Origin of the sequence: Methanohalophilus euhalobius, from assembly GCF_900215215.1 — an archaeon.
Taxonomy (GTDB): domain Archaea; phylum Halobacteriota; class Methanosarcinia; order Methanosarcinales; family Methanosarcinaceae; genus Methanohalophilus; species Methanohalophilus euhalobius.
In genome coordinates this window covers 178,104-204,985 of record NZ_OBDR01000002.1, presented here as the reverse complement: position 1 = coordinate 204,985, position 26,882 = coordinate 178,104, and the positions used below count along the sequence as shown (strand labels likewise).

The following is a 26,882-nucleotide window of genomic DNA, read 5'->3' as shown; positions in this document are numbered from 1 at the left end:
TGAAATAAACATAGCAGAAGAAGCCGGATTTGTATATTCTTGTGAAGGGATAGGCATGGATGACAGTGAAATATATGATCAGATGTCACAGTTGAATAATGAGTTAGTAAATACTCAACGTGATCTTGTAAAGACAAATAAAAATCTGGAATATCAAATAGAGAGATTCAAAGTCACACTTCAAAATATTGCAGATCCTGTAATTGTGACAGATGAGAATTTTATTATTACACTGGTTAATCAAAAAGCATTCTCTTTTATTGGTAATAACCAGGACATCATCAACAAACCAATCGATGAAGTTTTGCAATTTAAAGAAACAACATCAAATTCTGAAAATGGTGTATTTACATTATCACAGCAGGAAAGCATATTTCCCTTACATCATAAAGAACTATTACTTTTCTCCTATAGCCAGGAACCGTTTTTTGTAGAACTCAGTATTTCTGCAATTGAAGAAAAATCCGGAATAACAAGTGGGTATGTAGTGGTAATTCACTCTATTGCTGAAAGAAAAAAGATAGAAATTCAACAAACTGAAATTAAGGATATTTTACAGGTAATCAATCGAATATTGCGCCATGACATATTGAATCATCTAAACGTGATTCAGATGGCAACATACCTGTCAGAAAAAAAGGGCGATTTTACTTATCTGAGCAAAGTCATGAAATCTGTAGAAGCCAGTATAAAATTGGTTAATGACATGAAAAATCTGGAATATACGGTATCCAAAGGAGGCAAACTTGCAGTATATGAAACCCGTGAAATAATAGAAGAAGTAAGTTCCAATTACCCCATCCAGTTCAATATTAGCGGTTACGGTAAGATTGTAGCTGATGAAGCATTCAGTTCTGTAATTGACAATCTGATTCGAAATGCCATTAACCATGGCAAAACAGAAAAAATGGATATTGTGATATCCCCTAACAAAGACTATAGTGAGATCAGTATCAGGGATTACGGGGCTGGGATGAAAAAAGATATCCTTGACAAAATATTTGATGAAAATTTCAAGGCTGGAAGTACCGGGAATACTGGGATTGGTTTATACATTGTCAAAAAAGTTGTTGAAAGGTATGGAGGTAAAATCAAGGTGGAAAGTGAATTAGGAAAAGGAACGACATTTACACTAACGGTGCCATCAAAAAAATAAAATTTGCAAAACCTGCTCCCGGGTATTGTAACAAGTAAGGGGTTTGCAAAAGATAAAAGCATGAACAGAATAATAGTGACAGATTGGTGTTTAATTATTATTATTCTTTTTCTTGTAACTACCTTTTATGAATACTTAATCTAGAACAGGCCACTGTTTTTCGCTAATTATATTTCCAACAATATTAGGGAAGAGCTTGGCACATATAATATAAAAAATTTCAAAAGCACAATTGTACATAATAAATACATTATATAATTTGCATATATTGGGTTTGGAATAATAAATTCCAGTGGAAACTATGGGGTTATTATAGGACGAAATATAAGAAAATAAAATCACATCTGATTCTTTGCCACCGGTATTTTAAGTAGGTGTGACAACATAGCTTATAGAGGAGTGGGTTTTAGAAGTATCAAAGTGGAAACTATCTCTATAAATAGTCACATCTCAGATATATCAGTGTTAACTTACAAGGTGGCAACCACAATCTCAAACAGATAAATGGTTGCATACCTACATTCCATAACTAAAAATAAAGGTGATAAAATGTTCTGTTATCAGTGTGAAGAAACAATGAACGGGGAAGGTTGCACTAAGAATGGTATGTGCGGTAAGAAAGGGGAAGTTGCAGACCTTCAGGACGATCTTATCTATGTGCTTAAAAGCATTTCATTCTACAACCAGAAAGCAAGAAAGGCGGGCATTTCTGAGACGAGCACTGATGATTTTATGTTCGATGCATTGTTCTCAACCATAACAAATACCGATTTCAGAGCAACCGGTATTCAGGAACGTATTGACAGGGGATTCGAGCTTCAGAAGGAGATCAAGCAGAAACTTCTGGATAACAATGCACTTGATGAGAACAATTTGCCCGGGATAGCAACTGTGACCCCGGAAAACCTCAATGACAGGAATACCGGCATACTTGCAACAGAGGATGAAGATATCCGGTCATTAAGAGAATTGTTGATCTTTGGTATCAAAGGAATTGCAGCATATGCCCATCATGCTATGATGCTTGGACATACCAATAAAAAGGTCAATTCATTTGTTGAGAAAGGCCTTGTGGCAACCACGGATGACAGCCTAACTGAAAAGGAACTCATCTCCCTGGTCCTGAGATGCGGGGAAAAGGGTTTTGATGTGATGGCAGCACTTGACATGGCAAATACCACTACATTCGGGCATCCGGAATCGACTCAGGTCAATATCGGAACTAGAAGCAACCCTGCAATTCTCATAAGTGGGCATGACCTGAATGACCTGAAACAATTATTGGATCAGGCAGAGGGAACCGGTGTCGATGTATATACCCACGGTGAGATGCTGCCTGCCAATGCCTATCCTGAGTTTAAGAAGTACGAACACCTGGTGGGCAACTATGGTGGGTCATGGTGGCACCAGAAGCAGGAATTCGAGAGTTTCAACGGACCAGTATTATTGACAAGCAACTGTATAGTTCCTCCGAAGAAGACCTACATTGACAGATTATACACTACCGGGTCCGTAGGTTATGATGGTGCCACACACATTGTACCTAAAGATGGTAAGAAAGACTTCTCTGCCATCATCGGGCAGGCAAAAGCCTGTGAACCTCCTGTGCAACTGGAAGAAGGTACCATTACGGGTGGGTTTGCCTACAACACCGTATTGTCCAATGCAGACAAGATTGTTGATGCTGTCAAGGCGGGCAAAATTAAGAAGTTCATTGTAATGGCAGGGTGTGACGGACGTCACAAGGACAGGCAGTACTACACAGATTTTGCAGAGGCACTGCCCGAAGACACTGTCATACTTACCGCTGGATGTGCAAAATATCGCTACAATAAACTTAACCTGGGGGACATTGACGGCATTCCCAGAGTACTGGATGCAGGACAGTGTAATGATTCATTTTCACTGGTAATCATTGCACAGGGACTTATGGCCAGACTTGGATTTGAAGATGTCAATGATGCACCTATCTCCTACAATATCGCATGGTATGAACAAAAGGCAGTCCTTGTATTGCTTTCTCTCCTGAGGCTTGGAATAAAGGATATCACGCTTGGACCGAGACTGCCGGCATTTGTTTCCCCTAATGTATTGAAAGTGCTGGTGGAAAAGTTCAACATAACACCGAACACTACTGTAGAAGAGGATATGGCAAGACTCTTAAAGTAAACTCTTAAAAATGAAGGCAGGACCATAAGGGTCAACTGTCTTATTTTTTCAATAATTCCAAATATGAGGAAGTCCTTCTCCCGCCTCATCAATGATGGGGAATCAGCTTGGCAGAAGTAAATTAGGTTGAATAGTTACACTAAAATAAATAAATAAATAAATAAATAAATAAATAAATAAATAAATAAATAAATAAATAAAGAACGAAGAATGAATTACATCATTCGCAACTTTTCAATTCTGTTACATAGTCATAGACAAAAGCAGCCACTAAAGCTCCAACTATTGGTCCGATGATATAGATTGGGAACTGCCACCAGAAGTTCGTACCTCCCAGCATAAACTCGGCAAGATACGGTCCGAAAGTACGGGCAGGGTTAAGCGATGATCCTGTTATGTTCCCAACAACAATTATGTCCGCAGCAACTACAAGACCGATTGCCAGTCCTGCAAAACCTGCTGGTGCTCTTTTGTCGACAGCTGAACCCATAATTGTCAGCATCAGGAAGAAAGTTGCTACTGCTTCACAAAGTATTGCCTGACTATAGCTGACACCGTCGAACATTGCAGTTGCCCCCAGGCCAGTATCAACTGCACGGGAACCTAAAATTGCCACAATTGTAAATGATGCAAGACTTGCGCCTATTAACTGAGCAACGATGTAACCCATCATATCCTTTGCAGGAAAACGTCCTGTGGCCCACAGTGCAATGCTCACTGCAGGATTGATATGTGTACCCGATATGTGCCCAAATGCATATATCATTGCAATTATCGCTATGGCAAAAGCAATGCCTATAGCAAACCAGGCTTCGATGTTTAGACCAACATTAAAAGAATTCTCCGGGATCCGGTTCGCACCTTGCACCAGCAACATAGCGGTCACTACAGATCCGGTACCAAGGAACACCAGCACATAGGTACCTATGAGTTCAGCAATGGACCTTTTGAACAAACTTATTTCTGACATAAAGACACCTCTCAAAATAAGATAGTGTTCAAAGAAGGCACACTATCTCTAGGCTTTTCACACTGCTTCCTTCCAGTTGCAATAGTTGCACTTGTAATCAAAGTAGTTTGCAGTGCAGAACTTACACACCCTTGCCGGGGAGTGTGGGTCCTCCTTATGCAGAGAAATTATATTCGTCATGAGGGTTGCGGTTACAGGCTCACTTGTGAGCAGGCATGGGAAGTCAGCAAGCCTCATAAGGGAGGAGAAACGGACAGTTATCGCACATGCAGGATATGCATAACGCTGCGGGTTATTTATCACATCATTGTTTTCGATCGCACTGTAGTCAATAGGTATGCCCTGGACTACCGATCCGGCTCCCCTTGGTTTGTGGTCGATAATGCGCTCACCCTTCTCGATCAGGTCTATGAAATCCACGTTATGCAACTCTGCTGCAGCATCCCTTGCAGGATTGGTGAGGACATAATTGTGGAATCTCTTTACCAGCAGATCATTGACCATCATTGTAGTGAAGCCATCCATCCAGAGAATTTTAGTGGTAGCACCTGCTGTAGCATCGGTAGCGATTGTCAGTGGAGAATACTCGTTTTTGAACTTGCCCATTGCACTTTCTAGTGTGTCATAGAGCACACCGCTGACAGCTTCCAGGATAGCCATCGTCATATCATCTTTTGTCATATTGAACATGGACTGAGATATGTGGTGCGCAACGTCTCCTACACCATATGCAGGAACGGTTACTATGTTTCCGTAGAAGATTTCCTCATCCATTGCAGCTTTCACAGTGCCTTCCATTTTTTTCCGATATCCTTCCATATATTTTTTGACATCGAAGGAGGTGTGGCCATGCTGCTCCATGAGAAGTGCCTGGGCTTCCACCGGCGTATCGTATATCATTTTGAGCATTTCAATTTCATCTTTCACTGCATCGGCAGCAGTCTTGCCTTCTTCCAAAGATGTCTGGAACTGAGCACCAATACCGTACGAGGTATTCATACCCCAGGATTTAGAGGAGAGTATTGTGCGCTTGTGATCATCAGGGATGTCCAGGTTCTGAAGAATCCTGTTGACGACATTGCTGGTACTTCCGGGACTGAATGCAAAATCCACAACACAGGTCGGACCATAGAATCCACCATATCTTCTTATTGATTCCTTCCCTATAAGGGCTTCAGCTTTTCCAATAGCATCAACAAATTTCTCGACGGATGCCCTGAATGCCGGGTCTTCATCATAGAGAATTTCAAGGACAGGGGGTGTCTGGTAATGCTCAACGAAGGGATCGTCTTCCGGCCTAACTGTGTCAGTAAGGGATGTCATGACATTATAGTGAGCATTGACCGAATCAATATGCAAATCGAATACTTCCTTGCTTTGCCCACCCTCTGGAGACATCTGATTGACAGCATCCACATACGGTTTTGCGTCAGTCACTTTGAACTCTGTTCCTCTTTTATCTTTAATCGTGCTTATAACAGCCTTCTGTGCATTTATGGCCTCTCTGGCCATCTTGTCGTATATTTTCTTCACTTCCTATACCTCCACTAATAGGTTTCATAAAAAAGTATATCCTGTGTAAATAAAAAGTTTATGGTATATCTTACCGTAACATATAAAACATACCATGTAACTTTATTTTATACCTCTAATTGGAGATAGCTCAGAGTAGAGAAATACATATATTAATATAGAAAATATATGGAGCACATATGCCGACTGAAGGATATTCGAGTACAACAATCAAAACCCCTGTATATGACATGTTAAAAAAAGTTGCAAAGGAAAGAGGAGTTTCTATTTCCGATGTTATCGAAGAAGCAACAATTGAAATGGGCGACCATGCACCTGAACTGGAGAGCATCGACTCGATATCAGCTGAAATGCAACATCTGATTAGCACCACTCAAAAAATGCAGGAAAGAGCGATCCGTAAAGTCGACAGAATAATCAGTGATTTTAAGAGGTCAAAGGAAAAATACCAGACACTCGTTGAAACAAACCCCGACCTTGTGTTCTCCATTGATCCTGCAGGAAACTTCACCTATGTCAATCCAGTGAGCTATGACTACCTAAAAATAAGCCCAGGTGAAACAATTGGACACAATATACTGGATTTCGTTCATAAAGATGACGCTGAAAAACTGGAAAATATTATTGAGAATCTCAAGAACGGGAATAAGAGCACAGGGATGCTGAAGTTCCTTGATGACGAAGGACACGATAAATATTTCAACATCAGCATCAGCCCTTTGATGAAGAACGGAAAGGTCCTAGAAGCGGTTGGTGTAGCAGATGACCTTACAGAACATCAGAGGATGATGGATGAGATCGCTTATCTCAAACAATTCAACGAAAGCATTGTCCAGAATGCGCCACTTGGTATTGTCACTTTTGACAAAAAAGGAAATATAACATATTTTAATGAAGTATTTCCAAAGTTGCTTCAGTGCAGCGAGGACGATCTCAAGGGCGGAAATGTGTTTCATGATGCTGTTGACGGCAGACTTGAAGAGTGGTACAGAAGATGCCTTGATGGCGAATATTGTGAATACAATGGTGCCTGCAGCATCAGTGAAAATGGATTAAAACGAATGTACCACAAATGGTTTTCACCAATCAAAATAGGGAGAGAGGTTATAGGTGGTGTCTGTATAGTAGATGATATCACTAAAAAAGAAAGTTCAGTAGTTCTCTAATTTTACCTCCATCTTTTTCCTACCCCTATTGAATTACCTTAAACACTGCACTACTAGCTGAATCCTTAACTTTCTCCTAAGCCATTCTTCAACAAACAAAATAAATCTGGCAAACCTGAACTTGTCTTCATCAATGGTTATTGGACCTGGTTTTACGATTGTAAAATGCTTTTTCTGGAGATATATCCATACATTTCTGAGCAGGAACGATAATATTGTAAAGAAATATCTGAAAGTTACATCTTTTGTTGATGTCCTTGGTTTAACAATATTTCTCATCCTGTAAGATGATTCGATAGCAAACTCATACTTTTTCTCTGGTTTTAGAGTACTGACAGAACTGTGAAGCAGAATACTTTGATTTGCCTGGATAAGTTCTTCAAGACTTAGTTTCCTGAGATGATATCTCAAAGATGTCTCACATGGAATCTCTTGATAGTGTTTTGATGCAGAATGAACTGAACTTTTATCCACTGCCATACATATGGCAGTGTAAAATAGATCTTTGGAGCTGAGTTGACCGTTTATCTTGATGCCGATATTATCGAAAAATGGTTTAAGAATGGTATCAATACAGTGTTTTGGTCTTAATTCGACCTTCTCACAGGTCCTTGAACTGAATGGTAGAAATGACATATGGCGGCGCTTTCGCCGCATATAAATCTAACGGGAGGTGTTGTTAAGTTCAGATGCTCTAATTAGCTAAGTACTGAAATATGGATACAGGACCCTTCCAGATCAATTGTTTTTTTATTCAATAATTCCCAATATGAGGAAGTCCTCCTCACGGCTCATCAATGGTAGTGGACAGCAAAAAAATGGGACTAAATTACTTATTTTTCATGTCATCCAAGACAATAAAAGGTACAATGCATTTTTTCTCCTATCCCTACAACGATCTAACTTATGTTTAAAAATCTTCTTCAAGGTCTGCATACTAAAAAGACAAATATTTTATTACTAAAAATCTTACTAAGGGCGGAATACTTCAAATAACCGGGAATTTAAAAATGAAAAGGATAATTGCTGTAGATATATCAGGGCGGCATCGGCATAATTCCAGATACCTGATGGTATGTGCCGCTGTATCCCTTTCGGTGTCAGGAGGGCATGTGAAACAGATACATGGTGTAAATATCAAACCATTTGTGAGTGACAACCCACCCGAGGTTGTGGATGTTGTACAGATGATTGAAAGAACAGTTGAAGGAATGGGAGGAGTAATCATAGTGGCAGAGGAAGGAGATCTTTTCAACCAGCCTGAATGGCTTTCAAACAGTATGTTCACCGCATCTTTCAAATATCCAGAATCCCTGAGTGAAAGGATGGGTGTTGAAATCGCTCACCATATATCCCTGAGCAGTCGCAATTTACTTCTTGATCCCCGGTCATGGGAACCAATCAAAGATAATCTATAAACTATATTTTCATAATCCAGAGTTAAACCATATGAAAGATGTAATTCTTGTACAGAGGAGAATTCCCCGTTGCAGTGAGTCGCAAAACCAACGCAAATTTGCTGAATTAAGGGAACTTGCCAGGGCTGGAAATTATAATGTAGTCTCTGAAGTGATCCAGACCCGTTACCCTGACCGACAATACCAGATAGGCAAAGGTAAGGCAGAAGAGGTTGCAGAGCTGGCCCTGTCACAAAAACCTGCAAAAATAATATTCTACAATCCCCTTTCTGTAACCCAGGTATATAACCTCTCCGAGATGTGCAAGTGCGAGGTAATAGATAAGTTTCAATTGATCCTGGAAATTTTTGCAAGCCGGGCCACCACCAGGCGTTCCCGTATGCAGGTTGAACTTGCCAGGCTGGAATATGAACTTCCCAGAGCCAGGAAAATCGTATCCCTGCTAAAAATGGAAGAGCGCCCCGGTTTCATGGGTCTGGGAGGCTATGAGGACTCCTATGAGCAGGATGTCAAGAAACGTATAAGCCGCATTAAAAAAGAACTCAGCACAGGACAGAGAGACAGTGAAAACCTGCGTGGTTACCGGCATTCCAAAGGTTTTTCCCTGTTGTCCCTTGCAGGTTATACGAATGCGGGAAAAAGCACATTATTCCGGAGTCTGGTAGATGAGAATGTGGAGGTGGAAAATATGCTTTTTACCACTCTTTCTCCCACCACAAGATATCTGAATATTAATGGCCGATGGACCCTCCTCACAGACACCGTGGGATTTATAGAAGATCTCCCCCATTTTCTGGTGGATGCATTCCGCTCAACCCTGGAAGATGTATTCAGGGCGGACATCATCCTGCTTGTGGTGGATATCAGTGAGCCGGTAGATGTTATAAGGAAAAAACTCGCCGTATCCCATGAAATATTCTGGGAACGTCTCGAAAAAGCCACAATCATCTCCGCTATCAACAAGGCTGACAGGCTTTCTTCCGAAGAACTCAGCTCCCGGCTCAGATCGATCGCCTACCTGGCTCCCAATCCAGTGGTGGTCTCTGCAAAGACCGGTGAAGGGCTGGATGAACTCAAGGATATTATTCACTCCCATCTGCCTGAATGGAAACGGTTTACCCTGGAGTTGCCTATGTCAGGTGAAAGCATGTCTGCTGTTTCCTGGCTTTTTGAGGAAGGAATCGTGCACAGTATAAATTATGGTAATACTGTTGTCATGGATGTGGAGGCCAGAAATGAGGTCTATCACAAAGCCAGATCTCTCGAAAAAAGATTAAGTTTCCGGTAATACGGCTGAAACCACCTCCAAAGATTTATAAATTCAAATTGCATAGCCTTTACTATATGTTGATCGATCTGCATGTGCACTCCTGTTTTTCAAAAGATAGTGATTCTCAATTTGATTCCATCCTAAAATGGGCTAAAAAAAACGGGATGGATGGGGTTGCTATATGTGATCATGACAGTGTTGAAGGTGGTTTTACCTGTGCACGACGGGCTTTAGAAATTGCTTCGGATATACTGGTAATCCCCGGGCAGGAAGTAAGTTCTGTTGAAGGCCATGTGCTTGTGCTGGGTGCATCGGAAAGTGTGCCTGCGGGAATGGATGTATTTTCCACGATTGAATCTGCACGTAAACTGGGAGCGGTTGTAATCATACCTCATCCCTACAAAAAAACCTCTCATGGGATCGGGCATCTGAAAGGTCTGGATGTGGATGCAGTTGAAGTTTTCAATTCTCGTTGTTTAACCCCTTATGCCAATACAAGGGCAAAGATAGTTGCCGAAAGGCTGGGATTGCCGCAAGTAGGAGGCAGTGATGCTCATGAGCCATGTATGGTTGGCAGGTCCTATACTGACATCGATGTAGAGGATGAATCGGTGGATTCCGTCCTCTCTGCGATAAAAGCAGGGCGTGTAAAACCCGGGGGTAAGTTGACACCTCCTCAATATGTGGTAGGACAGATGTTCAGGGGCATCAGGAAAAAAGTCAACAGTTATTGAATATCAGGTTTTGATGTAATCCTCATAGAACATTCTTAACATCAGCAGGAAGGAAGAAAGAACCAGTGGCCCAACTACGATACCAACCAGTCCGAATAGGTATATTCCTATGAAAATTCCCAACAGGGAAACAAAGGGATGGATTGCACCTACCTTATCCTGAATATAAGGACGCAGGAAATTATCTATGTTGCTGATTACCATTCCTGCTATAAAAATGACACCTGCAGCAAACAAATCTCCTTCGATTACTTTGAAAATAATTGCCGGGCCCCATACAAGAGGGGCACCTACAACAGGCATTATTGAAAGAATCAGTGTGACGAATCCCCATAGTATTGCTCCCTGGATGTCAAGCAGATAAAAGGTGAATGCAAGTAATCCGCCCTGCACGGCTGCTATGAAGAAAGTGGCTATTATTGTGGAATGGATGATATTCTTCATTTCCCCAATCAATTTATCCTTGTTGCTGTCACTGAAAGGGATTATATTGGAAGTCAGGTCCTTAAGTGTCTTATCATCCGTGGTAAACAGGTAGTACAACAGGAAAACCATTATAATCAGGCCGATAAGCTGGTTTCCCAGGTTCTGAATGGTTTCCAGCACAAGCTGGCTTACGAATCCCCCAATTGTTGTGACGAGATCCGATGCTTTCTGTTCCAGGTCCAGAGCCGGAACCAGTTCATTTATTTTTTGTAAATCCCCGTAGATAATATCCATATTTACTGTTACAATTTCCAGCACCTGCCCTACCTGCTGGGATAGAAGGATTATCAGGTAGTACAGGGGAATTATTATAATTACAATGGATAGCACGATCAATACAATGGAGGCAGCCCGGTTATTGATTTTCAGCCTTTTTGTCAGCAAATCATGCGCGGGTTTCATTATTACATAAATAATCAGGGCAGCAAAAAAAGCTTCAATATAGGGATACAGGGCATAGGTAATTGCAACTGCAAGTATTGCTATAAAAAGCAGGGCGATTGCTATTTTTGTATCCTTTTCATTTCTCATCTTATACCTTCGCTTGAGTTGTTCCCGGGATTGAAATAAGCTCGTCTTTTTTATTTGCCTGTGTTTTTGGGTCTTTACATTTTCACACGTGTAATATCAATATGACGTATTTCATCGGCTTCTATTGCAAAGAGCATTTTTTTACGCACACTGTTGGCCAGCCTGATTGCCCTTGACATAACCGGCAGGGAAAATTCATGCTGTGTACCAATCGAATGGGCCAGGTATTCGGAGTGGGCAATCTCTGATGGGGACTTCACTTCACTGTAGACCCTGAAATGTGTACCGAACTTGAATCCGGTTTTAGGTACGAGTTTTCGGGTCCTGAGATCTTCATATACCCTGTATTTCCTCTGGAAAAGAGGCTCGATATGCGCGGCCCTTTCGCAGAATTCATCAAAATTGAGTTTGTTGTCATCCTTTCGTGTGGTTACTTCAATTATGTTGTTCTTTAGCAGGAAAGCCCCCTCTACAAGGGACAGTTGTAGCCTTTTTTGATCCAGGGGTTTTCCATAAAAACCATTTTCGTACAGTTTACCGGAAGCCTCGCTGTTCCAGACAATGACACGATCCTCAAGCATAGTTGCAGGAGTATGCAGTGAAGGATACAGCTGTTCCATATTACCTGCAGGGTCTGATTCCTGCACTTCATAATAGGTAATGTCGCTTTCCTCGTCCACAACTGCAATTATGAGCTGTTTGTGCACGTTACATGCTGATTCCAGATTTTTCAAAAGAACGGACAGAGGAAGGGCAACTCTTTCCGAATGAACATACACATAACTTCTGGATGAGGATTTTCCGGGTTTGCCACCCCGTGGATATACTCTGAAATCCGCAACTCCCGGCTGAACGTAAAACCCACGCTCTCGAAGGTCCTTATACACAATATATTTGAGTTCAAAATTTGGGTTTAACAGGGATGCACTCTTGAAATACTCTTCAAATCCAAGTGATTTGCCTTCACTTTCAATTTCGAGTTTCTCACGGTAAAGCAGGTGTGCTGCTTCAACCAGGGTGAGTATTAAATTGTCTTTTTTGGGCCTGCCGTAATAACTGGTTTCATATATCTCTTCAATTGCCTCTTTGCCGGCAACAACCCTGTCTTCTTTCAATTTTCCAATCAAGCCGAGCACCCGGTAAACAGTAAATAGCGATGGCACAATGAGATTCGCTTTTATTTATAGGTTGGTTTTACTTCAGTATAGAATCCACAAAGGACCTGGCAAATTCACGGTAGGAAACGCCTTCCAGATGTGCATAGGATCCCAGTGTATTTTCTACTGTCATCCCGTCCCATTCACCTTTGATTCCGATGCCCCGGGAAAGTTTAATGGCAAAATCCGTGCTATCCGGGATTTCCCTTATCTCGGAGTGGTGGAATTCATGGCCCCTGAATGTATTACCCTTTTTGCCTATGATCGCATCCTTTACGATTTGACCGTTATTGTAACTAACCACACGTGTATGTCCCATAAGGGTGTGGCCGGGTAATGCTCCCACCATTTCGGTTGTGGCTTCGGGCATTTCTGCCATATGGTATGTGCCTTTTCCTTTTACGCCGGTGGTGAGTTTCTCTGTCAGGTACATAAGCCCACCACATTCTGCATAAATGGGCATTCCTGATCTGGATGCTTCCCGAATCTCCCGGCGCAGGGATTCATTGTCCTGAAGCTGGGGGGCAAAAAGTTCGGGATATCCTCCTCCGATATACAATCCATCAACATCCGGTAACTTACCATCATGGACCGGGCTGAAATATTCCAGGTCTGCACCTGCCAGCTGGAGCAATTCGATGTTATCATAATAATAAAAATTGAATGCCTCGTCAAGTGCCACACCGATTTTAGGCCTTTTTCCGTTTATGTCACGGGATGTGAACATGCTCCTTGGAGGTTTTTCGACAGGTTCTGCAGAGTTTGCAATTTTAAGTATCTCTGCAATATCCACCCCCTCGTCCACCCTGTCCCGGATAGTTCCGATTCGTTGGTCCAGGTCACTGATACGTCTGCGTCCTTCAAGAGCCGGAATCAGTCCGAGGTGGCGCATGGATATCTGCATTGCATTATCCCTGCGGATGGTTCCAAGTACGGGAATCCCGGTGTAGTGCTCAATGGCTTCACTGGCCTTTTTTGCATGGCGGGGATTTCCGATATTATTCAGGATTACTCCTGCAATGTTTATATTTTCATCAAAAGAGGTGTAACCTTTTACAAGGGCTGCGGCTGAACGTGTGATACTGCGGGCATTGATTATCAGCACTACCGGACATTTGAGTATTTTTGCTATCTGGGCAGTACTTCCAGTGTCGGTGAAACTATCAAAGCCTTCATAGAGACCCCTTACGCCTTCGATGATGGCAACATCTGCCTTCTTGTCAGTTTCACATCCATGGGTGAACACATCACGAATTCCTTCCTCATCCATGAGGTAGCCGTCAATATTGCGGGCATTACGACCAGTGATTTCAGAATGATAACTCGGATCGATGTAGTCCAGGCCGACCTTGAAAGGCTGTACCCTGTATCCCCTTGCAGTAAGGGCTGCCAGCATTCCGGCAACAATTGTTGTTTTACCGGAAGAAGAACGATCTGCGGATATCAGCAGACGGGGCATCTCCATAAGATTTTGATCGGACATACAATTCCTTACCGGGTAAGTTCCCTGAGCCGCTCATCTGTCAGTGCCCCGGGATCGACCGCACAATCGCTGGCCATTATATTTCTTGCAAGGCTGCGATACACTTCGGCAATAGGTGTCTCTCCCGCCTTTTCAAGCACGGAATAGCCATCCCTTTCGCAGTCCTGAACGATCTGCTCCTTTGGTATAAAGGCCACCAGGTCACTTCCAATTTCATTTGCAAATCTGCTAACTATCTCCTCTTCCCGACTGACACTGCGTGAGTTGCAGATTACACCGCTAAGTTTCGTATTTATACGGGACAATCCCTTGCAAATGTTGTTGGCTGCATACAGGGGCATGTATTCCCCGGATGTAAGGACATAGGCCTCATTGACCAGTCCTTTCCTGATCGGGGCGACAAATCCGCCACATACGATATCCCCGGGCACATCATAAATGATAAGGTCCATTTCTTTCATGGATTCGGATATCTTCTTGAGTTTCTGGATTGCAACAATGATTCCCCTGCCGGCACAACCTATACCCGGTTCAGGTCCACCGACCTCTACACACTTCACTCCCTTGTATCCCTCAAAAACCACGTCGTCTTCCTCTTCTATTTCCATACCCTCCCTGAGTAGATCCAGGATAGTGGGGATACGTTTTCCTCCCAGGAGGGTTATGGATGAATCGCTCTTGGGGTCACATCCGATGATCATGACATTATAGCCCTCATCGGCACACGCAGCGGCTACATTGGATGCAGTACTTGATTTCCCGATGCCGCCTTTACCGTAGATTGCAATCCTTTTCTGTGGATTCATTTCACTCCTCCCTGGCAAGTTGCCTTAATGTGGCTCCGAATTCAGATTCCACAATATTTGTCACACCCAGTGTTTTTGGATGGAGGTCTATCTCCACAAGCACATGTTTATGCCCCATATCTTTCAGGGGATGAACCTGTCTGGGTCCATTAGTGATAGATATAAGTTCCATGCCTTCAAGCGCTTCCATTGGTATTGCATGGGGTACACCGGCGATCACGGCAAAATCGAAATCTTTGTATTTTGATTTTATAAGTTGCCTGACCTGCTGGCCTGCAATGGGATATTCATCCAGTCCGCCTATTATTTCATCTATTTTTACGTTATCATGCATGTCTGCAAGAATATGTTCTGCATGCTGGCGTACCCGGGGTAACCCAAGCTCCGTATCAAGATTTGCGAAATTGACAATGTTGTCCTCAACACCGAGTTTTACGGCCACTTCATGCAGGGCCATCGTTATATCAGCAAACATGTAGGCGGTCTCTTTTTTGGCATTGAGGATGCAGATTCCTTTCTTGCCTGCTTTGAGCATTTCTATGACTCTTTTTGCCACAGTATATTTTACATCACCGCGGGATGGTTCAAGATACTCTTTGCTTGCTGCTCCATATTTTTTTTCGACATTTGTGGCTTCATTGAGAAGATGTTGCTGTCTTTCAAATTCCTGCCTGTCGATTATTCCTACATCAAGGGCGGATTCCAGGGCAAACAATACTCCTTTGGTGTTATCATTGTAGCCGGCATGGACCTCTACTTCGATTACAGGGGCATCCAGATTTGCTTCCATGACCGCTTCATGGAGTTCCTCGCCGATTATCATGCTCACACATGTCCCGACGACACCGATGCGTTTCGGGCTGAACCTTTCCTCTACTTTCTGTAACATATCCACAAGTCGGTCATGTCCTCCGAACACGAAACCGTTTTCGTCCAGGGCAGTGGTCACAACCCGGATCCCGTCCTCTTCCAGCAATCTTGCATGCTTGAAAGAACAACCCGGTGGCCCGTGGAGGATTGCGACTTCAACATTAAGGTCTCTCAAAGTGTACAGCGCCGCGACTATGGAACTCGGGCGGGGATGCATGATAGAAAGGTTCTTCTGCTGCATTTTTCTCCTCTTTTTTACCTGAAACATTTAACGCAGGATATAATGGTGTCGCCGCTGTCGGTTAACGAAAGGGCACTTTCCAGGCCTTCCTGCAGGTTTTTCCTGTGAATGATATCCTGTGAACTTAAGTTTTCCATGCGTTTGCCTATCAGGATCACATGGTCAAGGAACTGTCTGTATTCTGAAAGCAGGATCTGGACGTTTTCCGGAGCAAAGCCTTCGCATACCTGTGCGGCATGTTCTCCGATAATCAGCACGTTTTTTGCAGATTTATTCAGTCCCATCTCAATGGCCGATCTTGCTGAATCAATATCCAATCCCGAACTGGAGTTATCAATGAGTCTCCTTTGTTGAAACTCCACCCGTTGCATTCTTCCTTCTAAACCACTAAATCCTTCAAAGGTTCTCTGGATGTCGTGCGGGTCTGCTCCTGCCCGCAGGCCGGCACATGCGCTGGCGGCAAAAGCAATTGCATATTCTTCAGGATTATAACCGGGTTGGAGTTTGCAGTCGATGTTTTTTTCATCATAAGTAATACTGATAGTTTCTTTGGATATTCTGCTGATAAGATCGGCGTTTTGATTGCCGTTAGCAAATGTTATGATCTCAGTCTTTGTGTTATTTTCTATGAGGCTGGTGTCCTGATGATTCATTATCACAACAGGATGTTGCATAATCTTCCATTTGGCTTCACTTGCCCATTTGCTGTTTGAAGCAATCCTGTAGTCAGGGCTGAGGGTTGTGAGTATGCCCATTTCACCCATGCCAGTTGTGCCCAGGGATTCTTCCAGCACATAAACCGATGGCTCAATTTCCTGCTCTCTGACAATATTAACAACTTCAAGTATGCTTGCGGGAGTTATACTGAGACCTTTATGGAGCATGATGTGTTGGTTTTCTGATAGGTATTCTATGCCCCGGGTTGTATGTAGTATGACTTCTTCCTTAAAGGAAAGTATCCTGGCCAGAAGGGTTGCAGTACTGGTCTTGGCTTTAACCCCGGTGATCTCGATTACTTTTGCTTGACTGAAGATACCCTCCTCACGCAGTATCCAGCCGGTGATGTAATGGTGAGAATAGATGGTATTTCCCTGCGATCTGGCTTTTGTAAGAACAGGATAGTTGGGGTCCAGATGGACAGGTGTGATTATAATAGCGTTTTTGTCCGGCAGAGGTGGCTTGCTAACCACCTCTACTCCAGCAGGCAGGTCAGAGATTTTTTTTGGGGGGAGTGTGCCGTAAACATCCACTGCGGTTACGCTGTATCCGTGGCCTGCAAGTTTACTGCTTATCAACAGGCCACCGTGATTCAGGTCAAGCACTATGAAATGTCTCTGTCCTGCTGTCATGTGGTCTCATAAATTATTTCAGATTACTTCCTTTGCCCTTTCAAAGACAAGGTCTGCAAGCATTTCGTGGTTACCGAGGGGTTTTCCGTAAACAACGGGAACTTCATTGCCATCGACCTCAAATTTTCCTTCGTTTGTTTGGGGGTCGAGTTTGAGAATCTCAGGAATATCTTCGGTGATGTGTACGCCGGATGCGAGGAATACGGGAACTGCTGCAATCCTGGTAACTCCGGTTCCCTCGAATTCTTTCATGGCTTCTTCTACGGAGGGGCCGCAGTTTTCCATGAAACCTGTACGGATTACATATTCAGGGTGTTTTTCTGCGATGGTGTTGGCGATGTTTGTAACTACTTCTTTGTTGTAGGGTAGTCTGCTTCCATGTCCGATTGCTAGAATTCCTATTTTTTCACTCATGTGGAATACCTCTTTTTTGTCAGTGTAATATGCATATTAAAACACCAGTCTTACTTTCGTAGGGTGTTTGTGTTACTCCCTATGAATGAGTGATTACATAAAAATAATTCGGATCGATCTTGCAGGGTGAACTTTAATTAAAAATAAGGGTGGAGGGGATCAAAAAGGGTGAGGTTCAGACAACTTCGTATTCTCCATCGTCTTCCTTGTAACTGTCAGTACCTACCATTGCGGCTTCTATGGAATCAATTCCGTCCATCCATTCGGCAACAATTCCATAGGGCATATCTTCCATTTCTTTGCCCGGAAGTTCCTTGCCATCCAGTACAAGGGCACCTATCCTTGCAACATATCCCAGGGCGGCCTCGAAATCCTCATCATGTTCGGCTTCGACTGCACTTTTTATGAGGTCGGATATTTTTGATTCCTTATCAAAGTCCCCGTTCAGGTAACATTCGAAGGAGACGAATGTTGCCAGCAAAGAATTCTGAAGGGATTCGATCATCATATCGGTGTCTTCGGATATGGAATCTACCTTTTTCAGAACGATTTCTTCGATACTGGAGAGGATATCAAGGGTTTCTTCTACAGAATTTTCTCCACGCTGGCAGGTAGCTATGACCTTCAGGCATGCCAGGATCACATCATCCTGCATGTTCACAAAAATAGCACTATCATTCTCGGGAGTATCCCCGGATTCTTCAAGCTTGAAATTGCTTTCTCCAACTTTTTGAAGCCAGTTGTTCCATCGCTTTTCCGTATAAAATTCATGAAATATCTGTTTATCACTAGTTTCTGGCATTCTAGCCCCTCGCATTATAAATTATATAGGGATTTTTCAAAACCTAAGTCTGACTTTCTTATATCCGCTGCATTGGTCACTTTCAATATTTCCCATGACTTCTGCAACTGTACATTTATCGCCATTTTTTATTCCTGCAGGGTGGAACAGGTCGTACAATTCCTGGTCATCTGTGTCACATTTTGGTTCCTTATAGCTGATAGTGGAACCCTGGACAGCGTTGCGTGAATCAATGGCAGCAATGATCGGAGCTTTTGCAACATCAACCACGTATGCTCCTTGTTCATGAACAAAACATTCGTGCAGGGTATTTGTCCTTACTTTCCGGACTACATACTTGCGTCCCTTTTCCAGATTCATGCATGTATTCCTGAGTTTGCATTTTTCGCATTCTGGAGCTTCCCCTTCAAATATGAACTCTTCCCCTTCCCGGGCAAGTTGAGTTCCGATGAGTGTAATCATGGTATCTTCTTCATCCATAAGTATCACCTGTAATGATCAATAATCATGAAATTACTCCGGTGGTCCTTGCCACCACCTCGGCTGCGTCAGGTGTTATCCCGGTCCCGAGTATTGTGTACCTTTCCGGCCTAATTTTATGAGACTCAACAAGCGCTTGTAATATATATTTATCTTCGATGCCCAATTCATGGGCCGTTGTGGGAGTACCAATTATCCGGAGGGCATCCCTTATTTCCTGCCAGTCCCCGCCATGCAGGTACATCATCATGATCGTCCCGATACCACATTGTTCTCCATGCAGGGCAGGATTTGGAGCGATGCGGCTTAATGCGTGGCTGAACATGTGCTCCGAGCCCGAAGCAGGCCGGGATGAACCTGCGATGCTCATGGCAACCCCGCTTGATACAAGGGCTTTGACAACCATCCGAACCGAGCTTTCAAGTTCAGGCTTTATGGAATCTGCGGATTCTATGAGAATGTTTGCGGTCATACTGGCTAAAGCTGCAGAGTACTCACTGAATGAAACATTCTGCAACCTGTGTGCCAGTTGCCAATCAAGTACTGCTGTACAATTGGATATAATATCCCCACAGCCTGCTGCAAGTAACCTGAATGGGGCTTTTGCGATGACTTCGGTGTCGGCTATTACTGCCATGGGTGCACTTGCCTGAATGGAGGCTGTCTCACCATTATGTGTTATGGAAGCCCTGGACGAGACGATGCCATCATGGGAAGCGGCTGTGGGTATGCTCAGGAAAGGTACATTGTGTCTGGTAGCAGCCAGTTTGGCTACATCTATGGATTTGCCGCTGCCAACTCCCAGCAGGAAATCTGTATCCATTTCTCTGGCAATTTCCATGACATTTTCCACTTCTTCCATGGAAGCACTGGCCGAGACATGGATCTGGACACTCCTGCCGGTTTCTTCAAGTTCTTCTGCGACCTTAATACCTGCGATATCCCGGGTTTTCTGGCCCGTTACGATCAGCGCATTGCGGCCGAGTTTGAGATCACTGCATACATCGGCTACCTTTCCTAACATGTTGCTGCCGACCAGAACGTCCCGGGGAAGTTGCATCCATTTGTTGCTCTTGAGTTCGTTCAATTGAATTACCCTGCTTTTATTTGTAAAAACACTTATATTATATCTATCTCTTTTATAATTGTGCTTCCAGCCGGATTCTTCTGTATATTAGCCCCAACGGGATTTTTCGGATTGTGATTTATAGATGAATACATTAACTGATAAGATTTTGCAATTTGTAAATAAGTATTATATTGATCCCATTATCTATGATAGTGGTTACAACCCGGTTAATACACTAACATGGGCCCTGATTCTTGGTGCATGTGTTTTTGGTGTTATAAAGTTGCTTGACCGGATGAAAGTTGAAGTGGATGAACGCTTCATTTTGACCATAATTCCCTTTATCCTGGCAGGTTCGTCCCTCAGGGTGCTTGAGGATGCCAATGTCTTCAGTGCTCCCCTGAAATATCTCTTTATTACTCCCAACATCTATTTTGTGGTTTTTGTTGTGACTCTTGCCTGTCTGGTAGTATCCAAAAAACTCTATGACCTGGATGTTGTAGGCGACTGGGAAAAGACATTTGCCGCTGCAGGAGGTTTGTGGTTTTTATTCAACCTGTACGCCCTGCTCTATTTTGAGGATATTGTAAGACCCGATGCGCTTGTCCTGATTCTGGTGATAGGAACATTGATTGCTTTTTCCATTTACGGCCTGGCACGCTGGCAGGGAATCGGCCTGATTACAGACAGGCTCAATTTCACCATTCTCTGGGTTCATTTAATGGATGCATCTTCCACATTTATCGGTATTGATATGCTGGGATATTATGAAAAACATGTTGTGCCTTCCTACCTGATCGATCTGACAGGCACGGCACTTGTGATGTATCCCCTCAAACTTGCGATCTTCATCCCGGTGATCTATGTGCTGGATACCCAGTTTAACGATAGCGAAGAATCAATATCTTTAAGAACTTTCGTAAAGATGGTTATTATTGTACTGGGATTGTCTCCTGCTACAAGAAACACACTGAGGATGGCACTGGGTATCTGAAATGAAACGCAATGATATTTTTCCCGGCTCTCTGGTTGCTGAAGACCTGCAGAGATACTTTATTTCACTGAAAAGCCTTTTTGTCCTGTCCATTGCGGTATTTTTCATCTCAGCATTGGCGGGTTACATTTATACTTCCATGAGTCCTGCTTCAGCGGACATGTCCCTGGAGGAATTACAAAGCCTGGTGGATATCATCAAGGAACTTTCTCCCCTGCAGATAATGCTCTTTATTTTCCTGAACAATGCCCTGAAAAGCCTGGCGGTTATCCTGCTGGGTGTGAGTATAGGTTTCATTCCTCTTTTATTCCTGGCCTATAACGGTTATGTGCTGGGTGCAGTGGCTTATGTGACCGGTGCTGAGGAGGGCCTTTCATATGTTTTACTGGCGATAATTCCCCATGGCTTGATCGAGCTGCCGATGATATTTCTCTCGGTTGCTATCGGAGTACGTATAGGATTGACCACTCTTGCCAAACTGCGGGGCCAGGCAGTATCGGTAAAACAGGAAATAACAGCAGGTGTGGCTGTTTTCATACGTTTTGTAGCACCTCTCTTGCTGGTGGCATCAGTGATCGAGACATTCGTGACCCCCATGTTCATTGCCTTTGTCTGAGGGTTTACAACAAATCTTTTATTGCAGATTCTTATTATGTTCCAGAAAGATTCACGAGGATTTTCCCATGATTGACAGGAAAGAGATCATCGATATAGTTAATGATTATAATACAGATAATATTCGGATAGGTGCAGTAGCTTCCCACTCAGCCCTTGATGTTTTTGACGGAGCTGTCGAGGAGGGGTTCCACACGCATGCTATATGCCAGAAGGGCCGTGAAAAGACCTATACGGATTATTTCCGCGCCCAAAGAGATCAGAATGGCAATGTTGTACGTGGCGTGGTCGATGATTATGTGAACTATGATAATTTCGATGAGGTCCTGCTTGAGAAAAACCAGAAAAGCCTTGTGGACAATGATGTGCTTTTCGTTCCCAACCGCTCCTTTACTTCATACTGTGGAATCGATGAGATAGAGAATGATTTTGCAGTTCCGCTTGTGGGTAGCAGGAACATGTTGCGCAGTGAGGAAAGGGGATTGGAGAAGGATTATTACTGGCTGCTGGAAAAAGCGGGAATGCCTTTCCCGGAGAAGATCGGTGATCCGCAGGATATCGATGAACTCTGTATTGTCAAACTGCCTCATGCTGTGAAAAAACTGGAGCGCGGATTCTTTACGGCTTCAAGTTATGAGGAATATCTTGAAAAATCCGAATCCCTGATCAAACAGGGAGTCATCACCCGGAATGGGCTTGCAGAGGCACGTATTGAGCGCTATGTTATCGGGCCGGTGTTCAATTTTGACCTGTTCTATTCCCCGCTTGAAGAGGAAATGAACCCGATCGAGTTGCTGGGCATTGACTGGAGATTCGAGACGAGCCTGGACGGCCATGTGAGGCTGCCCGCTCCCCAGCAGATGGCTCTGGCAGAGCACCAGTTGACACCCGAGTATACGGTTTGCGGGCACAATACTGCAACCCTGAGGGAATCCCTGCTGGAGAAGGTGTTCGAACTGGCGGAAATGTATGTGGATGCTTCCAGGAAATACTATGACCCCGGTGTAATCGGTCCATTCTGCCTGCAGACCTGCGTGGACAAGGACCTGAACTTCTACATCTACGATGTGGCACCCCGGGTTGGCGGCGGTACCAATGTGCACATGTCCGTGGGCCACCCCTATGCCAATACCCTGTGGAGAAAACCCATGAGCACGGGACGCAGGGTGGCTTACGAGGTCAGAAGAGCCATCGAAACAGAACAGCTGGATAAGATAGTAACCTGATCTGAAACTTAGTTGACAGGATAATGCGGCTAATTTGCCGCAACATCATTTTATTTATACCTTTGTGCTTTTCTTTCTACTCATAGTTAGCAAGACTCTTATACCATTATTCCATTATGATAATCATGAGAAGGGACCTGAACCTGTACTCACCATTTATATATTGGGAGTGTTATAAATGAAAATCGTACATGCTCAAACTGTACTGACTGACGAGCAGCTCGCGGCACTGAAGAAGAAAAGCAATGAAACTTCTACCAAGGATGCCCTCAGTATTGCAGTACAACATTACCTCGAGTGTGAGTACACTGACATGGATGATGAAATGTGGACTCGCAAGCTGGAGAAGGTCGTGCAGAAAAAGAATAAGAAAGACTGAAAAGGAGAGATTTAATGCAGATTCCAGAAATGTTTAAAAAAGACGATGCAGTATCCCCGGTCATTGGTGTCATTCTGATGGTCGCCATTACTGTCATCCTCGCAGCGGTTATAGCAGCGTTCGTATTCGGAATGGATACCCCAGAAGTATCTCCACAGGCAAGTTTGAAAGTAGATGACATTAAACTTGATGTTGGTGACAATCATAATAATTCCATCTATATCGACCATCAAGGTGGAGACAAAATCGACCTGTCTGAAGCAACCTTGACTGTAACTCAGGGAAATAACATTACTAAATTTTCACCAATGAATAATTCTGAAGTTTTCTTTGAGGCAGGGGACTTGTTGATAGTCAATATTACTGACTCTGACTCTAACCCGGATGATGTTAGTAGTGGTATCAGTTTAAATGGAGTTCATCAAGATCCTAACCTTGACACTGAAAGTTTAGTAGATATCAATTCTACAGGTGAAGACGTCAAGATTTCTGTGTCACATATTCCAACCGGTCAGATTATTGCTGATATGAAATACGATGTATAAACCTTAACCTAACACCTACCTCGCTGCACTTGCAGCACCACTTTTTCTCTTTTTCCCGAAACCTCTGTTTTGCGTATGCCATGAATTCAGGAAAGCTACCTCTGCAAAGGACACTATTCTGATAAAAAACATACCGGAATTCCTTTCCCTGGAATACCGGAAATAGGTATTGTAGAGAAAAACGATTGGTATTTCACTCTAGACTGCAATCCGAGATATCGTTAGCCCATTTTTCCTGCATCAACTTTTGGACTTCTGACAGGTCGGATGTCTGGCCCAGTACACACATAAGTTTTACAAGGGCAACTTCCGGTAACATGTCTTCGGCTTCGATTGCTCCGGCTTTGAGCATATCCGTGCCGGTATCATAGACACGGTCACAGACACGTCCGTGCAGGCACTGGGATGCGATCACTATCGGTATGTTTGCTTGTGTTGCACGCTTGATCTCAGGGACCCAGTCGGTGGACACATGACCCAGGCCAGTTCCTTCTATTACAATCCCCTTATAACCTGCATCGATGTAATGACCCAGGATTTCGGGTCTTGCGCCGGGTGTGAACTTGACAATAGCACATTCAGGCTCGATCTTATCCCTAAGGGCCAGTTCTGTCTCTCCGCGTGCGGTGTATTCTGATTCTGTGGTAATCTGTCCTGTGGCATAATCCACAAAACCAATCGGGCGGGAATTGATGGACTGGAAAGCATCCCTGCGTGAAGTGTGCATTTTCCGGACTCTGGTAGCGTAATGGATGCCGCAGCGATCATCGGAACTGCTCTCATGCATGACCGTACACACCTCAGCAATATCACTGACAGCAACTTTTGTTGCACAGATTGCATTCATCACATTGTCGCTGCTTGGCCTGTCTGCACTGCGCTGGGAGCCTACAAAAACAACGGGAACCGGCGTCTCAAGCATGAATGCCAGGGCTGCTGCGGAATACATCATCGTATCGGTACCATGGGCAATCACTATGCCGTCTGCTCCGTTGTCAATTTCTTCATATACGGCCCGGGCAAGTTCTGTCCAGATTTGTGGCGTCATGTTCTCGGATAGGATATTCGCAACAACCCGTCCTCTTATATTGGCAATATCATCAAGTTCAGGGATTGTGCGGACAATATCATCTGCAGAGCACTGTGAGCTCACAGCACCGCTACGGTAATCGATCTTACTGGCAATGGTACCTCCTGTGGAAATGAAAACCACATTTTTAAGCCCTTTATTTTTGGTAACCTTGACTTGCTTTTCAGGCTTCTGAATTTCCTTTTTAGGCTCCAGGAATGTGATCTGTGCACCATCCGGCTCGATTCCTACATTGTATCCACTGACCATCTTCAACACAATATGGCCGGTGACACTGGGCATTACAACCCCCTCATAGGCAGCTCCGCCCTTCTCGACCCTTATCCGGTCTCCTTCCTTGTAATCCATAATTATCCCTGCAATGAATCTATTATCTTATTTTTGTTGTATGTAATCTTCGACAATCTGCATCAGCTTTTCAATGGAATCTGTGGTATGGTCCTTGATCCTTTCAACCTCTTCTATCCACATTCTGGTTTTAATACCAAAATTGTCGATTGATGCTTTCATGGCTTCTGGTGCAGGTCCTCCAGTGACCTTTCTTTTTTGGATGTTGAGCATTGGGTCCAGAGCCTGTTTTACCATATCTTCATTCAATCCCTTTTCTGTAAGGCTTTCCCCGAGGACCGTGCGCCCCACCGCTTCTATATCTTCCAGGGTTGGTTCGACATCTCCTTTTGCCAGAATTCCCACTATCTGGTGTGCAGTCCTGAAAGGTATCCCGCATTCCCTGACCAGGGTATCGGCAAGTTCGGTGGCTGTAGTAAATCCGGTTGAAGCCTGCCATTTCATAGTATTCTTGTCAACCTTCATGCTATCCAGCATACCTGCCATGATCCTCACCGATGCACGTGTGTTTTCCACGGATTTCCAGATATGGGGGCTGGCATCCTGCATATCCCTGTTATAACTCATCGGCAGGGATTTGCAGACCGTGAGTAATGACATCAGACTTCCCACAGCGATCCCGCTTTTGCCTCTCACAAGCTCTGCAGTATCAGGATTCTTTTTCTGTGGCATTATTGATGAGGTGGATGCGTACTGATCAGATAGTTCAATAAAACCAAACTCCGTAGAAGACCACAGGACCAGTTCCTCTGATATCCTGCTCATCCCTACCATAATATTTGCAAGTACAGAAGCCGTTTCCAGCAGGAAATCCCGGCCACTGACTGCATCCATGGAATTTTGCATTACTTCTTCAAACCCGAGCAACTCTGCAGTCCTGCTCCTGTCGATCGGAAAGCCTGTGGAAGCAAAAGCCGCAGCTCCGAGGGGACAACGGTTGATCCTGTCAAGGCATCCAAGTATTCTTTCCACATCTCTTCCCAGGCTCTCCGCGTGGCCCATAATATGGTGGGCCAGTGTGGTAGGTTGGGCATGCTGCAGGTGTGTATATCCCGGCATGATGGTATCATAGTTCTCAGACGCAATTTTTGCCATAGTGGTAACAAGCTGCAACATCTCTTCTGCCAGTTCCAGTACTTCTTTGCGCAGTCTCAGGCGGATACAGGTGGCCACTTCATCATTGCGGGAGCGACCGGAATGCATCCTTCCACCTACGTCTTCTCCTGCCATATCAATAAGTCTGGCTTCCAGGGATATGTGTATATCTTCGTAACTATGGTCAAGGGAATCGATACCCTCTTCGCGGATGCGCTTCAATCCATCCAGGATTTTGGCACAATCATCTGTGGGGATGATTCCCTGCTCTTTCAGCATGATCGTGTGGGCAAAATCCACCAGGACATCAGAATCAAATATCCATTTATCGTCTTCCATGGATGAAGTATAACGCATTATTTCCTCGTCCGGGAGAGAATCAAGGCGTCCTCTTCGTAAAATATCACTCATGATTATTCCTCAAATGAACAATTTTAAGGGGTCTGCCCACATGAAAAGTGGTTTAATGGGACTTTCTGACTGCCC

Annotated in this window: 26 protein-coding genes; 11 read left to right on the top strand and 15 right to left on the bottom strand. The window is 43.9% G+C overall.

Going from position 1 to position 26,882, the window contains the following annotated elements:
* Window positions 1–55 precede the first annotated feature (55 nt).
* Both CP947_RS03315 and hcp read left to right on the top strand, forming a co-directional pair.
* Window positions 56–1,156, top strand: coding sequence for an ATP-binding protein (locus tag CP947_RS03315; RefSeq protein ID WP_096711809.1), 1,101 nt, complete (start codon window positions 56–58; stop codon window positions 1,154–1,156).
* 549 nt (window positions 1,157–1,705) lie between these two features.
* Entirely contained in the window at window positions 1,706–3,325 is a 1,620-nt protein-coding gene (gene hcp / locus CP947_RS03310; RefSeq protein ID WP_096711926.1) for a hydroxylamine reductase, read from the top strand.
* 220 nt (window positions 3,326–3,545) lie between these two features.
* On the opposite strand, the gene CP947_RS03305 is transcribed toward hcp, so the two are convergent.
* Together CP947_RS03305 and CP947_RS03300 are read right to left on the bottom strand one after the other, a co-directional pair.
* Complete coding sequence (locus tag CP947_RS03305; protein WP_096711808.1) at window positions 3,546–4,295, bottom strand: MIP/aquaporin family protein; 750 nt, start codon at window positions 4,293–4,295, stop codon at window positions 3,546–3,548.
* A gap of 57 nt (window positions 4,296–4,352) precedes the next feature.
* A complete protein-coding gene (locus tag CP947_RS03300; protein ID WP_096711807.1) occupies window positions 4,353–5,828 on the bottom strand; it encodes a DUF2193 domain-containing protein in 1,476 nt (491 codons plus the stop codon).
* Window positions 5,829–6,007: 179 nt separating this feature from the next.
* Here CP947_RS03300 and CP947_RS03295 point away from each other — a divergent pair, with 179 nt between their 5' ends.
* A complete protein-coding gene (locus tag CP947_RS03295) occupies window positions 6,008–6,994 on the top strand; it encodes a PAS domain-containing protein (RefSeq protein WP_096711806.1) in 987 nt (328 codons plus the stop codon).
* A gap of 33 nt (window positions 6,995–7,027) precedes the next feature.
* Here the strand turns inward: CP947_RS03295 and CP947_RS03290 are convergent, their stop codons facing one another.
* Window positions 7,028–7,630, bottom strand: coding sequence for a hypothetical protein (locus CP947_RS03290; RefSeq protein WP_165868993.1), 603 nt, complete (start codon window positions 7,628–7,630; stop codon window positions 7,028–7,030).
* Between the two features lie 374 nt (window positions 7,631–8,004).
* Here CP947_RS03290 and CP947_RS03285 point away from each other — a divergent pair, with 374 nt between their 5' ends.
* Genes CP947_RS03285 through CP947_RS03275 form a run of 3 tightly spaced genes read left to right on the top strand, consistent with a single transcriptional unit; the run spans window position 8,005 to window position 10,416 of the window.
* Window positions 8,005–8,412, top strand: a complete 408-nt coding sequence (locus tag CP947_RS03285) for a DUF2209 domain-containing protein (RefSeq protein WP_096711804.1) — start codon at window positions 8,005–8,007, stop codon at window positions 8,410–8,412.
* 31 nt (window positions 8,413–8,443) lie between these two features.
* Entirely contained in the window at window positions 8,444–9,700 is a 1,257-nt protein-coding gene (hflX, locus tag CP947_RS03280) for a GTPase HflX (protein ID WP_096711803.1), read from the top strand.
* 56 nt (window positions 9,701–9,756) lie between these two features.
* The gene (locus CP947_RS03275; RefSeq protein ID WP_096711802.1) at window positions 9,757–10,416 is read left to right on the top strand and encodes a PHP domain-containing protein; all 660 of its coding nucleotides are present in this window, start codon (window positions 9,757–9,759) and stop codon (window positions 10,414–10,416) included.
* A 3-nt stretch (window positions 10,417–10,419) separates the two neighbouring features.
* Here CP947_RS03275 and CP947_RS03270 read toward each other — a convergent pair whose 3' ends face one another.
* The 10 genes from CP947_RS03270 to CP947_RS03225 form a co-directional block, all read right to left on the bottom strand.
* Window positions 10,420–11,433, bottom strand: a complete 1,014-nt coding sequence (locus CP947_RS03270; RefSeq protein WP_096711801.1) for an AI-2E family transporter — start codon at window positions 11,431–11,433, stop codon at window positions 10,420–10,422.
* A gap of 74 nt (window positions 11,434–11,507) precedes the next feature.
* Window positions 11,508–12,596: a tRNA-intron lyase gene (gene endA, locus CP947_RS03265; protein WP_394328812.1), complete on the bottom strand. Its 1,089-nt coding sequence runs from the start codon at window positions 12,594–12,596 to the stop codon at window positions 11,508–11,510.
* 31 nt (window positions 12,597–12,627) lie between these two features.
* Window positions 12,628–14,073 (bottom strand): Ni-sirohydrochlorin a,c-diamide synthase, encoded by a 1,446-nt coding sequence (cfbB, locus tag CP947_RS03260; protein ID WP_096711800.1) that lies wholly within the window; start codon window positions 14,071–14,073, stop codon window positions 12,628–12,630.
* Window positions 14,074–14,081: 8 nt separating this feature from the next.
* On the bottom strand, window positions 14,082–14,879 hold the full coding sequence (cfbC, locus tag CP947_RS03255; RefSeq protein ID WP_096711799.1) for a Ni-sirohydrochlorin a,c-diamide reductive cyclase ATP-dependent reductase subunit: 798 nt from the start codon (window positions 14,877–14,879) through the stop codon (window positions 14,082–14,084).
* 1 nt (window position 14,880) lies between these two features.
* Complete coding sequence (cfbD, locus tag CP947_RS03250; protein WP_096711798.1) at window positions 14,881–15,990, bottom strand: Ni-sirohydrochlorin a,c-diamide reductive cyclase catalytic subunit; 1,110 nt, start codon at window positions 15,988–15,990, stop codon at window positions 14,881–14,883.
* 14 nt (window positions 15,991–16,004) lie between these two features.
* The gene (cfbE, locus tag CP947_RS03245; protein WP_096711797.1) at window positions 16,005–17,339 is read right to left on the bottom strand and encodes a coenzyme F430 synthase; all 1,335 of its coding nucleotides are present in this window, start codon (window positions 17,337–17,339) and stop codon (window positions 16,005–16,007) included.
* Between the two features lie 18 nt (window positions 17,340–17,357).
* On the bottom strand, window positions 17,358–17,753 hold the full coding sequence (gene cfbA / locus CP947_RS03240) for a sirohydrochlorin nickelochelatase (RefSeq protein WP_096711796.1): 396 nt from the start codon (window positions 17,751–17,753) through the stop codon (window positions 17,358–17,360).
* A 175-nt stretch (window positions 17,754–17,928) separates the two neighbouring features.
* Window positions 17,929–18,555 (bottom strand): DUF2150 family protein, encoded by a 627-nt coding sequence (locus tag CP947_RS03235; RefSeq protein ID WP_096711795.1) that lies wholly within the window; start codon window positions 18,553–18,555, stop codon window positions 17,929–17,931.
* Window positions 18,556–18,591: 36 nt separating this feature from the next.
* The gene (locus CP947_RS03230; RefSeq protein WP_096711794.1) at window positions 18,592–19,035 is read right to left on the bottom strand and encodes a UPF0179 family protein; all 444 of its coding nucleotides are present in this window, start codon (window positions 19,033–19,035) and stop codon (window positions 18,592–18,594) included.
* A 25-nt stretch (window positions 19,036–19,060) separates the two neighbouring features.
* Entirely contained in the window at window positions 19,061–20,122 is a 1,062-nt protein-coding gene (locus CP947_RS03225; RefSeq protein WP_373420702.1) for an NAD(P)-dependent glycerol-1-phosphate dehydrogenase, read from the bottom strand.
* 124 nt (window positions 20,123–20,246) lie between these two features.
* Here CP947_RS03225 and CP947_RS03220 point away from each other — a divergent pair, with 124 nt between their 5' ends.
* The 5 genes from CP947_RS03220 (at window position 20,247) to CP947_RS03200 (ending at window position 23,863) form a co-directional block, all read left to right on the top strand.
* Window positions 20,247–21,098: a DUF63 family protein gene (locus CP947_RS03220; protein ID WP_096711793.1), complete on the top strand. Its 852-nt coding sequence runs from the start codon at window positions 20,247–20,249 to the stop codon at window positions 21,096–21,098.
* Between the two features lies 1 nt (window position 21,099).
* Window positions 21,100–21,714 (top strand): stage II sporulation protein M, encoded by a 615-nt coding sequence (locus CP947_RS03215; protein ID WP_096711792.1) that lies wholly within the window; start codon window positions 21,100–21,102, stop codon window positions 21,712–21,714.
* 67 nt (window positions 21,715–21,781) lie between these two features.
* Window positions 21,782–22,939: a formate--phosphoribosylaminoimidazolecarboxamide ligase family protein gene (locus CP947_RS03210; protein ID WP_096711791.1), complete on the top strand. Its 1,158-nt coding sequence runs from the start codon at window positions 21,782–21,784 to the stop codon at window positions 22,937–22,939.
* A 178-nt stretch (window positions 22,940–23,117) separates the two neighbouring features.
* Window positions 23,118–23,318 (top strand): DUF5371 family protein, encoded by a 201-nt coding sequence (locus CP947_RS03205; RefSeq protein ID WP_096711790.1) that lies wholly within the window; start codon window positions 23,118–23,120, stop codon window positions 23,316–23,318.
* A 14-nt stretch (window positions 23,319–23,332) separates the two neighbouring features.
* Window positions 23,333–23,863 (top strand): type IV pilin, encoded by a 531-nt coding sequence (locus CP947_RS03200; RefSeq protein ID WP_096711789.1) that lies wholly within the window; start codon window positions 23,333–23,335, stop codon window positions 23,861–23,863.
* Between the two features lie 193 nt (window positions 23,864–24,056).
* Here CP947_RS03200 and gatD read toward each other — a convergent pair whose 3' ends face one another.
* Window positions 24,057–25,301: a Glu-tRNA(Gln) amidotransferase subunit GatD gene (gatD, locus tag CP947_RS03195; RefSeq protein WP_096711788.1), complete on the bottom strand. Its 1,245-nt coding sequence runs from the start codon at window positions 25,299–25,301 to the stop codon at window positions 24,057–24,059.
* Window positions 25,302–25,328: 27 nt separating this feature from the next.
* Window positions 25,329–26,807, bottom strand: a complete 1,479-nt coding sequence (gene argH, locus CP947_RS03190) for an argininosuccinate lyase (protein ID WP_096711787.1) — start codon at window positions 26,805–26,807, stop codon at window positions 25,329–25,331.
* Window positions 26,808–26,882 lie beyond the last annotated feature (75 nt).